Origin of the sequence: Methylobacterium ajmalii (genome assembly GCF_016613415.1) — a bacterium.
In the GTDB taxonomy this organism is placed as follows: Bacteria; Pseudomonadota; Alphaproteobacteria; order Rhizobiales; family Beijerinckiaceae; genus Methylobacterium; species Methylobacterium ajmalii.
Window position 1 is genome coordinate 49,418 of sequence record NZ_JACWCT010000060.1, and the last position, 11,484, is coordinate 60,901.

Sequence of the window (11,484 nt, forward strand, 5' to 3'; positions counted from 1 at the left end):
TGGCCCCGCCCCGCGCGCGGCGATTCGCGACATCCTGCCGCGGAGTCGGTCTACCTAGGCATTCTTCCCCTCGGGAGCGCCGCTCCGTCGCTCGCCGGGAGGCGGCACGCCGCCCGGCCCGGCCGGAATGGAACGCCGCTTGAACAGTCTCCGGCATGGACACCGCGCCTGTATCGCGCTGGAACGGAGGCAAGCGGCATGAGTGACGCCGTCAAGGTTCTGATGATCAACGAGCCGTCGGATCTCGGCGCCGCCTTCCGGGCGACGCTGGAGCACGACCCCGCGCTGCGGACCATCGGCGAGGAGGAGCTGGCGGAGCCGGGCGGCGCCTGCGTCGTCCTGGCCTTCGCGCCGGAGGTCGGCCCGGCCGCGGTGGCCGCCCTGCGCGAGCGGGCGCCGCAGGCCCGCATCCTGGTGGCGTTCCAGGCCGCCGACGCAGCGGAGATCGGCCGGTTCGCGGCCTCCGGCGCCGACGCCTTCGTGGCCCGCTGCGCGCCCGCCCGCGAGATCTGCGCGGCGATCCTGGCGCTTGCCCGCGGCCTGCCGCTGCACGAGGGCGACGCCGAGGCGCCGGCCCCGGAGACTATGGCGGCCGAGAGCCTGGGCCTCACCCCCCGGGAGGCCGAGGTGCTGCGCTTCCTCAGCGCCGGCTTCAGCAACAAGGAGGTGGCACGCCGCCTCACCGTCAGCGTCCGCACCGTCGAGACCCACCGGCTCAACCTGCGACGCAAGACCAAGACCGGCCGCCTGAAGGACCTGGTGCAGCTCGCCCGCCAGATCGGCCTGGCGCCGGTCCTCGACAACGAGGCCCGTCCCCTGCGGCGCATCGCCCACGAGGCGCACCGCGTCGTCCCTCATTGAGGGGCGGCGCGGGACCGGGCGATCCGGGACGGATCGCCGACGCGCGGGACCGGGTCCGGACGGCCCGCCGGCGCGATCAGGCCGCCTTGCGGGCCGCCGACCGCCCGCCGCGGGACGCGACGCTCCGGGCGCCGCCGGACGTGTCGCCGCTCGCCTTGCCGCTGCTCGCCTTGCCGCCGACCGAGCGCTTCTTCTTCGCGGCCTTCGCCCGCGTGCCGGACCTCGCCGCCTCCTCGACCCGGGCGAGGCGGCCCTGGAGCAGGGCGAGCACCGCCGTCTCCTCCGGGCGCAGGGTGGCGATGTCGTCGCGCAGCGCCGCCTGGACCTCGTCCTTGACCTGGAGCAGCAGCTCGCCCTCGAGGTAGCAGCCGAGGACCTCCGGGTGGACGTAGCACTTGCGGCAGACGGTCGGTGTGTTGCCGAGCCGCTCGGCCACCCGTTCGATCGCGGCGCGCACGTTGCGCTTGGCCATCGCCTCGCTGTCGAAGGCCTCGAATTCGCGCAAGGCCATGGCGGCCAGCACCGTGCCGGACCAGGTCCGGAAATCCTTCGCGGTGATGTCGCGACCGGTGATCTCGCGCAGGTAGGCGTTCACGTCGGCCGAGGTCACGTCGCGCTGAACACCGTCCTCGTCGAGGTACTGAAACAGTTCCTGGCCCGGCAGGTCCTGGCAGGCCTTGACGATCTTCGCCACCCGGCGGTCGTGGATCGACACGTCCCAGACCTTGTTGCTCTTGCCCTTGAACCGGAAGGTCAGCGCCCTGCCCTCGACAGTGACGTGCGGGTCGCGCAAGGTCGTGAGGCCGAAGCTCTTGTTCTGCTTGGCGTAATCGTCGTTGCCGACCCGGATCAGGGTGGTCTCGAGGAGGTGCACCACCGTCGCCAGCACCTTCTCGCGCGGGAGCCCGCGCCGGCCCATATGCGCCTGGACGGTGGCGCGCAGGCCCGGCAGCACTTCGGCGAAGCTCATCATGTGGGTGAACTTGGTACTCTCCCGGGCCTCACGGAACTCGGGATGGTAGCGGTACTGCTTGCGGCCGCGGGCGTCGCGCCCGGTCGCTTGGATGTGGCCGTTGGCGTGGCGGCAGATCCAGACGTCGGTATAGGCCGGTGGGATCGCCAGCGCCCTGATCCGGTCGAGCGTCGCCTCGTCGCGCACCCGGGCGCCCTTGGCGTCGACGTAGGTGAAGCCGCGGCCGCTGCGCTTGCGGCGGTAGCCCGGCTCCTCGTCGCCGACGTAGCGCAGGCCCGCCTCGCGGGCGGCCTCGCGGGTGTCGATGCGATCCTCGGCGGCGCTCGCCGCCATCTCGGGATCCGACAGCATGGGCGTTCCGACCTTCGATACGTTCCTAGTCGGTCTCAACCGGCGCCCGCCCGCGCCGGTTCCGGCGCGGCGCAGCCGTTCCCCCGCGCCGCGCCGCCCTGTAGGGAGGGGGGAAGCGACAGCGGGAGAGACCGGGTGCAGCCACAGGACGACGGCGGGGAGAAGAAGCGGGCGCACATCGCCTTCGTGGTGACCGAGGACTGGTTCTTCGCCTCGCATTTCCTGCCGATGGCCCGCGCCGCGGTGGCGGCCGGCCATCCGGTCTCGGTCGTCACCCGCGTCCGGGCCCACCGGGACGCGATCGCGGCGACCGGGGCCCGGGTGGTGGAGCTCGAGGCCGAGCGATCGAGCCTCAACCCGATGGCGGCGGGCTACGCCGCCGGCCAGCTCGCGGCGATCCTGAAGGCGCTCAAGGCCGACATCGTCCATTGCATCGCGCTGCGCGGCATCCTGGTCGGCGGCGCGGCGGCGGTGCTCGCCGGCATCCCGTCCCGGGTCTACGCGCTGACCGGCCTCGGGCTGTTCGGCGCGCGCCGGGACCGTGCCGGACGCCTCGCCCGTACGGGCCTGCGCCTCCTGATCCGCGGCCCGCTCGAAACCGCCCGCACCCGCTACCTGTTCGAGAACCCGGACGACGCTCCGCTGCTCGGCCTTCGCCCCGACGATCCCCGCGTGACGATCGTGGGCGGCGCCGGCATCGACCCGGAGGCGTGGACGCCGGGGCCCCTGCCGCCCCACCCGCCGCTCCGGATCGCGCTGATTGCCCGGATGCTGTGGTCGAAGGGCATCGACACCGCCGTCGAGGCCGCACGTCTCGCCCGGAGCCAGGGCGTCGACCTCGGGCTCTCGCTCCACGGCGCCCCCGACCCGTCGAACCGCCGCGCGATTCCCGAAGCGACCCTGCGCGACTGGTCGCGGGACGGGGTGACCTGGCACGGTCCGACCGACGACGTCGCCGGAGCCCTGGCGCAGGCCCACGTCGCCTGCCTGCCCTCGCGCGGCGGCGAAGGCTTGCCGCGGGCGTTGCTCGAAGCCGCGGCGAGCGGCCGGGCGATCCTGACCACCGACGTACCGGGCTGCCGCACCCTGGTGCGGGACGGGATCGAAGGCCTGGTCGTACCGCCCGACGATCCCCAGGCGCTCGCCGCCGCGATGCTGCGGCTTTCCGCCGATCCGGCCCTCGTCGCCCGGATGGGGGCCGCCGCCCGCGCCCGCATCGTCGAGGGCGGCTTCACCGAGGCGGCGGTGACGCGGGCCGTGCTCGCGCTCTACGCGGACCTCGCCTGATGGAGCCCGAAGCCTTCATCCGCGCCCACACGGCGCTCCGCCCGGTGCCGCACGCCCCGGCGATCCGCCTCCACGTCGCCGACGAGGCGACGGACTTGTGGGGCCGCACCGAGGAGGAACTGGGCGAGATCGGCCTTCCGCCGCCGTTCTGGGCCTTCGCCTGGGCCGGCGGTCAGGCGCTCGCCGCCTACGTGCTGGAGAACCCTCGGACCGTGGCGGGCGCCCGTGTGCTCGACTTCGCCTCGGGCTCGGGCCTCGTCGCCATCGCGGCCGCCCTGGCGGGGGCGGCGTCGGTCGAGGCGAGCGACCTCGATCCCTTCGCGCACGCGGCGATCGCCCTCAACGCCGCCGAGAACGGCGTCGCCGAGCGCGTCTCCGTGCAGGCCGACGACCTGATCGGCCGCGACGACGGCTGGGACTGCGTGCTCGCCGCCGACATCTTCTACGAGCGCGACCTCGCGCTGCGGGTCGGCGACTGGCTCGCGACGCTGCACGCCCGCGGCGCCCGGGTGCTGCTCGGCGACCCCGGCCGGGCCTACCTGCCGAAGGACCGGCTGGAGAATCTGGCGACCTACGAAGTGCCGGTGACCCGGGCGCTGGAGGATGCCGAGATCAAGCGGACGGGGGTGTGGCGGTTTCGGCGGTGAGGAGGCAGGCCGCCCCCTCGTTCACGCCTCCTGGCGCTTCGCCCGCGCCACGATCTGCGTCGGGTTGACGAAGCGCAACGCCACGATCAGCCAGACGAGCGTCAGCGCCATGTAGACCACCGCCATCGCGTCGATCGACTGCCCGGCCCGCACGCCGGCGGCGAAGACCGCGTAGTAGAGCGCCACCACCAGGGTCTGGCTCGTCGGCCCGGCGACCAGGAAGGTCAGCTCGAACATAGCGATGGTGCGCACCAGCACCAGCAGCAGGGCGGCCAGGATGCCGGGGATCAGGAGCGGCAGCAGCACCCGCAGGAAGAGCTGGCCCGTGCCGGCGCCGAAGACCCGGGCGGCCGCCTCGATGCGCGGGTCGATCTGCTCGATGAACGGGATCATCACCAGCACCACGAAGGGGATGCTCGGCACGAGGTTGGCCAGCACCACGCCCCACAGCGTGCCGGCCAGCCCCGCCCGGTAGAGCACGGTGGCGAGCGGGATGCCGTAGGTGATCGGCGGGGCGAGCAGCGGCAGCAGGAAGACCAGCATCACCATCCGCCTGCCCGGAAAGTCGCGCCGCGCCAGCGCGTAGGCCGCCGTGACCCCGAGGAGCCCGGAGAGCAGGACCACCAGGAACACCACCTGAAGCGTCACCACCAGCACGTCGCCGAGCTGGAACTCGTCCCAGGCCGAGGCGTACCAGCGGGTGGTGAAGGCGAGCGGCAACCAGGTGCCGAGCCAGCGCGTGGCGAAGGAGTTGAGCACCACCGCGGCGATCATCGCCAGGAGGTTGAGGCAGAACAGCAGCGTGACGGCCCACACCGCCATCCGCCACAGGCGCGAGCCGGGACCGGTGTCGCGGATCATCGCTCGATCATCCCTTGGTGCCTCCGACCGGGCCGGTATAGAGCAGGCTGCGCCCCCACAGCACCGCCGCCACGATGGCGAGCTGGACCGCCCCCATGATCATCGCGATCGCCGAGGCCAGCGAGTAGTCGTACTCCTCGAACGCCGCCTGGTAGGCGGCGATCGAGATCACCCGCGTGGCGCCGGCCGGCGCCCCGAGCAGCACCGCGGACGGAAACACCGAGAAGGCCTGGACGAAGGACAGGCAGAAGGTCACCGCGAGGCCCGGCAGGATCAGCGGCAGGATCACCGCCTTGAAACGCTGCCAGGCGTTGGCGCCGTGGGTCGCCGCGGCCTGCTCCAGCGCCGGATCGATGCCGGTGACCGACGAGAGCGTCAGCAGGAACGCGAACGGGAAACCGGTGATGAGCAGAGACGCGAAGACGCCCCAGTAGTTGTTGGTGAGCTTGAGCGGGCCGCCGATCACCCCGAGCCAGACCAGCGAGCGGTTGAACCAGCCCTGCGGGCCGAGGAAGTTGAGCAGGCCCTCCGCCACCAGCACGGTGCCCAGCGTGATCGGCAGGACCAGGATGGTGGTGAGCAGGCGCTGGTGGCGCATCAGCCGCACCCGCAGGGCGATCGGCACCGCCAGCACGAGGTTGAGCACCGTCACCGGCAGCGCGAGGCGCAGCGTCGCCGCGATGGTGTCGTACAGGAACGGATCGGAGAAGAAGCGGGCGTAGTTCGCCCACCAGGCCCCGGCCTTCGGCTGGAGCGACAGAACGAGCCCGTAGGCGAAGGGATAGACGAACAGGCCAATAATCGCGAGGAGCGCCGGCAGCACCAGCAGCGTGGTACCGTCGAGGCCGCGGGCGGCGAGCCGCACCGCGAGCGGCGGCGTCTCCTCCCCGGGCGTCGCCGACGCGGCCGTGGGGAGCGAGGTCGCGCTCACGCGGCCTCGCCGGGGAAGACCAGGACCCGGGGCGAGGCGGCGGCGAGGCGCAAGGGCTCGTCCTGCGCCACGGCGCGGTCGGAGCGGAAAAACAGCTCGGTCCCGTCCTGGGCCACGGCGGTGCCGAAGAAGGCCCGGCCGCGATACTCGACGCTGGCGACCCGGACCGGCACCCCCTCGGCGGCCGGCGTCAGGTCCTCGGGGCGGATCGCCGCGACCGCCGGGGCGCCCGGGTCCAGCGTCTCGCGCAGGATGCCGGCGAGGCGGGTGCCGCAGACCTCGACCTCGGCCCGCACGCCGTCCACCGCGACCGCCCGGCCGCGCAGGCGGTTGCGAAAGCCCATGAAGTCGGCGACGTCCGGGTGGGCCGGCCGCTCGTAGAGGTCTTCGGGCGTGCCGACCTGGCGGATGCGTCCGTCGCGCATCACCACGATCCGGTCGGCCATCGACAGGGCCTCGTCCTGGTCGTGGGTGACGTAGATCGTGGTCGACCCGATGGCGTCGTGGATGCGGCGGATCTCGGCCCGCATCTCCAGGCGCAGCTTGGCGTCGAGGTTCGACAGCGGCTCGTCCATCAGCACCACCGGCGGCTCGATCACGATCGCCCGGGCGATGGCGACCCGCTGCTGCTGGCCGCCGGACATCTGGCCCGGGAGCTTGGCGGCCTGCGATTGCAGCCGCACCATCGCGAGGGCGTCGTCGACCCGGCGCGCCGCGGCCTCGCCCTTGATGCCCCGCATGGCAAGGCCGAAGCCGACGTTCCTCGCGACGGTCATGTGCGGGAAGAGCGCGTAGCTCTGGAAGACCATGCCGAAGCCGCGCTCCTCCGGCTTCAGCCGGTCGATGCGGCGCTCGCCGAGATGGATCGACCCGCCGGTGAGCGGCAGGAGCCCGGCGATGCAGTTGAGCGCCGTCGACTTGCCGCAGCCCGAAGGCCCGAGCAGCGCGACGAACTCGCCGCCCCTGATCGTCAGGTCGAGCCCGTCGAGGGCGGTCATCGCGCCGAACCGGCGGCTCAGGCCGGTCAGCCGCAGGTCCTGCGGCGTCTCGTGATGGCGTGCCATCGGTGTCCTCTTCTGCCGCCAGAGCGACACCCGATCGCGTGACGATCGGGTGTCGCGCCAGGTCCTCGATTTTACCGCCTCTTTCCGGGCACCGATCGCGTCGTCAGCGCTTCTTGCCGGAGCCGACCTGCTCGTCCCAGCGGCGGAAGGCCACCACCAGCTTGTCGGCGTCGAGCGGCATTTCGATCGGGTGGTCGGCGATCATCTTGTCGTATTCCGGCCGGCCGAACTCCTTCAGCGCCGCGCGGCTCTCCGGCGGGGCCATGTCGAGGGTGACGCCCTTCACGGCGGGACCCGGATAGAAGTAGCCCTCGTCGTAGGTATAGGCCTGCTGGGCCGGCTGGAGCAGGAACGCCATCAGGTCGAGGACGACCGCGAGCTTCTCCTCCGGCACGCCCTTCGGCACCGCCATGTAGTGGGCGTCGGCCACCCATCGGAAGTCCTTGAGCGTGCCGACCTTGGCCTCCGCCGGCACGATGCCCAGCACCCGGGGATTGATGTCCCAGCCGGTTGTCGAGACGATGATGTCGCGGCTGCCCTCGCCGAGTTCCTTCATCGTCTGCGAGGTGCCGCCCGGATAGTAATCGACCGTCTCGCCGATCGCCTTGAGGTAGTCCCAGGTCTTGTCCCAGCCCTTGTCCGGGTCCTTGGGATCCTTGTCGCCGAGGATGTAGGGCAGGCCCATGATCCAGGTGCGGCCCGGGCCGGAATTGGCCGGGCGGGCATACATGAACTTGCCCTTGTTCTGGCGTGCCCAGGCCAGGAGCTCTTCGGCGCTCGTCGGTACCGTCTTCACCCGGTCGGGCATGTACTCGATCAGCGGGCCCGACGGGTACCAGGCGACGCACAGGCCCTGGTCCTGCGCCAGGCCGTTCAGCCGCAGCGCGGCGGGCTGGTAGACCTCGGCGGGTTTCGGCAGCTGGCCGGCATGGGGTTTCAGGTCGACCCACAGCTTCTGCTCGATGCCGGCGGCGATGCCGTCGGTGCCGGTGAGCACGAGGTCGATGTCGACCCGGCCGGCGGCCTGCTGCGCCTTGAGCTTCGAGGGCAGTTCGGGGGCCGGCGCCTTGGTGAAGGCGAAGCGCGAGACGATGCCCGGCCGCGCCCGGCGATAGGCTTCGATCGCCTTCTGGGTGAGCGCCAGGTTGCCGGCGACGTCCACCACCGTGACGACGACGGGCGACGTCGGCAGGGCGAGGCCGGCCCGGGCACGCCCGCCGAGGGCGATCCCCGCTCCGGCCGCGAGCCCCACGACCGCGCTGCGGCGTGTGATCGTCATGTTCCCCCCGCTGGTTCGCACCGGGCTCTGGCGGCCCGCGATCGTGAGTGAATCGCTGCGTGCTTTCCAACTATTGGTGCACTAATGTTTTAGCGCGTCAAGCCTTCTGGAGGGAAGGGCCGGCCCGTGGTGTGGCTCGGTTCGTCCGCACTCGTCGATCGCAGGGTGCCAGCTCAGCCTCGGCCTCGGCCCGCTCGCCTCGGTCATGGGCGTTCCGGTCGATCGCGCCGATTCCGCGGTAGGGCAGGGACGTGTCGCCGGTCCGGCCGTTGCCGGCCGGGACGAACCCGGACGTCGCGTGGGGCGGGCCCCGAGAATCCGCCCATGATGATCGGACCGCCCCCTCAGGCGGGCGGCCTACTCGGCGGCGCTGAGCCGGAAGGCCTGACGGCGTGGCTCCGCGGCGCCCCCCGTCGCGTTCCCGGTCATCCGGCGGCAATCGGCGATGGTCGAGCGGGCGGTCTCGATCGCGATCATCACCGCCGCCATGGTGCGGGTGTCGGTCTCGCGCTCGCGGGTGTAGCGCACCACGTCGGCGGCGAGCGCGTCGACCTCGCCCGTGAGGGTGTCGAGGCCGGCGGCGTCGGCCCCTCTGGCCTCGGCCAGGATCTCGAGCAGGCGGTCCATCACCACGTCGATGCGCTCGCGCCGCAGGCGCCGCAGGCGCTGGCGCAGCCAGGCGAGCGCCGAGCCGAAGCCGCCGCCGAGCACCGCCAGCAGGTAGACCCAGTCGCCGTAGCGCTCGATGAAGCCCTGCTGCTCGCGCTCGAAATAGTCGATGGCGCCGGGATGGATCGGCAGCCGCGCGCTCGTCGCCTCGGCGGTCGTCTCGTAGGCGGGCGCCGCCACGTAGTCGGCCGCCGGCGTCGCGTCGGAGAGGCGCGAGCGCAGCTCGAACAGGTGCTGGGTGACGTCCGCCGCCACGGTGCGGCTCATCGAGGCCTTGGCCATCAGCCGGTAGGACGCGCCGACGGTCTTCACCTCCTCCTCGGGCACCTTCGGGCTGCCGCCGAACAGCCCGGCCGGCACGGTGACCGCCTGGAGCCGGGGCAGCCGCTCGATGATCGCCGGCCCGTCCTCGACGCCGACGAAATCGACCTTGCGGGTCCGGCTCGCCGCCTGGACGGTGCCGACGAGGCGCAAGGCCATCGGGGCGGCCGGCGCGATCACCGCCACCACCGCGTCGATGCGCTTCTGCGCGAAGGCCCCGGCGAGGTCGTCCTCCGCCAGCGGCACCAGCCGCACCTGTCCGGCCGGAATCGGGCCGGTGCCGCCCTCCTGCAGGGCGAGGCCGTAATAGCTCATCAGGCTCTTCAGGAGCCACAGGTCGGCGTCGCGATGGGCGACGATGCCGAGGCGCTTGCGGGCAAGGCCCGGGAAGCTCGTGATGCCGGACGGCGCCGGCGAGGCGATCAGCATCGCCTGGTCGCGCAGGATCGCCAGCGTCAGGCCGTTCGCCGGCAGGTCGACGTCGGGCCGCACCACCGCGAGGTCGGCCTTGCCCTGCTCCAGCGCCTTGGCGCTCTCGCGCACGTCGTCGAAGGGCAGGATCTTGAGGCGCACGCCCTTCTGGGCGGTCTTCAGCGCCTCCGCGTAGGCGCGGATCAGGGCCGGCTCGGTCCCGTCCCGGGGCGCCACCGCGATGGTCAGCGTCGTCGCCTGGAGGAGGTAGAGCGCGATCGCCGCGGCCGCGGTCAGCACAAGGCTGGTGACCAGGAAGATCCGCTCGGGCCGGAACGCCGTCGTCATCGCGTGGATCCACCCTCCCTCGGGACCGATGCCTCGATCCGGTGAAACCGGGGGAGGCGGGTGAGGGTTGCGCGGCGCCCGTGTCGCAGGGTGAGTCCGCGGCTACGGGTTGACCCGCACCCCGACCAGATAGGTGTCCGAGTGGTAGCTCGACCCCACCGCGGTGCTCTTCAGCAGCTCGCGGGCGTAGCTCGCCCGGATGCCGAGCCAGCGGTTGAGGCGGTAGTCGAGCTTGACGCCGGCGCTGTAGCCCTGCTCGCGGATGCTGGTGCCCTGGTAGTCGTTGTTGATCAGCGTGCCGGTGAGGGTCAGGCGCAGGTTGCGGCGCAGGTCGTGGCTGATCTCGGCGACGGCGGTGCGGGTGAGGATGCCGCTCGCCCCCGGCACGATGGTCTCGATCACCCCGGTCGAGGCGCCGAGCCGCAGCGAGGTGAGGGCGGTGGCCGCCCAGGTCATCGTGCCGTCGATCACCGGGCCGGAGACGTCGCGCAGGCGGCTGTCGGCGTAGTGGCGCGACAGGTAGCCGCCCGAGACCTCGCCGGTGAGGAGCCGGCTGACCTCGAAGCTGGAGCCGGCCCGCACCGTCACGCCGTCCGAGTCGCGGCGCAGGCCGAACTGGTCGACGGCGAAGTCGTGGATCCGGGTATCGACCAGGGTGTCGACGAAGGGCGTGAAGCCGGGGCGGATCTCGTAGCCGGTGCGCAGGCGCAGGCCGTACTGGTTGGCGTTGCGGTCGTCCTGGCGCAGCAGCGTGCCGTCGGTGAGCTGGGCGTTCTCGTAGGTCTGGCGGTCGACGAGGCCCGCCACCGTGACCTGCAGCCGGTTGAAGTTCTGCGTCACCCCGACGGTGCCGCCATAGGTCGCGACGAGGGGCCGGTCGCGGACCTGGACGGCGAGGTCGGGGCTGCCGGCGCGCTGGGTCGAGATGGCGTAGCGGCCCTCGACGTCGACCTTGGTGTCGCGGGCGACGTCGAGGCGCAGCCGCATCGCGCCGTCGCCGTCCGGCCGGTTGGCGGCGCGGTTGTCCGGGTACAGGAAGTAGCCGAAGCGCATCGCGCCGGTGAGCTCGTGGGACGACCAGTCGCTCGCGACGCGCAGCTCGCCCTGGCTGAGCAGGGCCATCGAGCCGCGGCGGTAGATCGAGCGGTCGGGGTTGGAATCGTAGCCGACGCTCTGCTGCAGCGCCGGGAACAGGGTCAGCCCGCCGAGCCGGATGCCGAGCGGGCCGTAGGGATCGAGGGGATCGATCGTGCGGCGTCGCAGGAGCGGCGTCGCGGTGGCGAGGTCCGGCAGGCCCGAGACCGGCACCTGCACGGTGGGGCGCAGGCGCAGGTCGTCGGCGACGCCCTGCTGGGTCGCCTGGCGGGTGATCGCCGTGGTGGGCGGGCGGCTGCGCCGCTGCGGCGGCGTGCGCGGCCGGGCCCCGAACCGGGACGCGCCCGGGCGCGCCGGGGTCCGTGACAGCCCCAGCGGGGCCGGGC

10 protein-coding genes are annotated in these 11,484 nt (G+C 72.6%); 3 read left to right on the top strand and 7 right to left on the bottom strand.

The window, feature by feature from the left end:
- The first annotated feature begins 198 nt into the window (after positions 1-198).
- Positions 199-861: a LuxR C-terminal-related transcriptional regulator gene (locus HPY23_RS11100; protein ID WP_091884266.1), complete on the top strand. Its 663-nt coding sequence runs from the start codon at positions 199-201 to the stop codon at positions 859-861.
- 76 nt (positions 862-937) lie between these two features.
- On the opposite strand, the gene HPY23_RS11105 is transcribed toward HPY23_RS11100, so the two are convergent.
- Complete coding sequence (locus tag HPY23_RS11105) at positions 938-2,185, bottom strand: DNA topoisomerase IB (protein WP_139234908.1); 1,248 nt, start codon at positions 2,183-2,185, stop codon at positions 938-940.
- A 135-nt stretch (positions 2,186-2,320) separates the two neighbouring features.
- Between HPY23_RS11105 and HPY23_RS11110 the strand changes: the two genes are divergently transcribed.
- Both HPY23_RS11110 and HPY23_RS11115 read left to right on the top strand, forming a co-directional pair.
- Positions 2,321-3,472 (top strand): glycosyltransferase family 4 protein, encoded by a 1,152-nt coding sequence (locus HPY23_RS11110; RefSeq protein ID WP_091884144.1) that lies wholly within the window; start codon positions 2,321-2,323, stop codon positions 3,470-3,472.
- A complete protein-coding gene (locus HPY23_RS11115) occupies positions 3,472-4,119 on the top strand; it encodes a class I SAM-dependent methyltransferase (protein WP_060848104.1) in 648 nt (215 codons plus the stop codon). The genes HPY23_RS11110 and HPY23_RS11115 overlap by 1 nt, the downstream gene beginning before the upstream one ends.
- 21 nt (positions 4,120-4,140) lie before the next feature.
- Here the strand turns inward: HPY23_RS11115 and HPY23_RS11120 are convergent, their stop codons facing one another.
- The 6 genes from HPY23_RS11120 to HPY23_RS11145 all read right to left on the bottom strand — a co-directional run.
- Positions 4,141-4,980 (bottom strand): ABC transporter permease, encoded by an 840-nt coding sequence (locus HPY23_RS11120; protein WP_091884141.1) that lies wholly within the window; start codon positions 4,978-4,980, stop codon positions 4,141-4,143.
- A 7-nt stretch (positions 4,981-4,987) separates the two neighbouring features.
- A complete protein-coding gene (locus HPY23_RS11125) occupies positions 4,988-5,911 on the bottom strand; it encodes an ABC transporter permease (protein WP_175539898.1) in 924 nt (307 codons plus the stop codon).
- Complete coding sequence (locus tag HPY23_RS11130) at positions 5,908-6,975, bottom strand: ABC transporter ATP-binding protein (protein ID WP_091884139.1); 1,068 nt, start codon at positions 6,973-6,975, stop codon at positions 5,908-5,910. Before HPY23_RS11130 ends, HPY23_RS11125 begins: the two co-directional genes overlap by 4 nt.
- 103 nt (positions 6,976-7,078) lie before the next feature.
- The gene (locus HPY23_RS11135) at positions 7,079-8,254 is read right to left on the bottom strand and encodes an extracellular solute-binding protein (protein WP_091884136.1); all 1,176 of its coding nucleotides are present in this window, start codon (positions 8,252-8,254) and stop codon (positions 7,079-7,081) included.
- A gap of 357 nt (positions 8,255-8,611) precedes the next feature.
- Positions 8,612-10,003, bottom strand: coding sequence for a TAXI family TRAP transporter solute-binding subunit (locus tag HPY23_RS11140; protein ID WP_060848099.1), 1,392 nt, complete (start codon positions 10,001-10,003; stop codon positions 8,612-8,614).
- 102 nt (positions 10,004-10,105) lie between these two features.
- Positions 10,106-11,484 (bottom strand): outer membrane beta-barrel protein (locus tag HPY23_RS11145; RefSeq protein WP_200649605.1); only part of this gene is annotated, 1,379 nt, incomplete at its 5' end.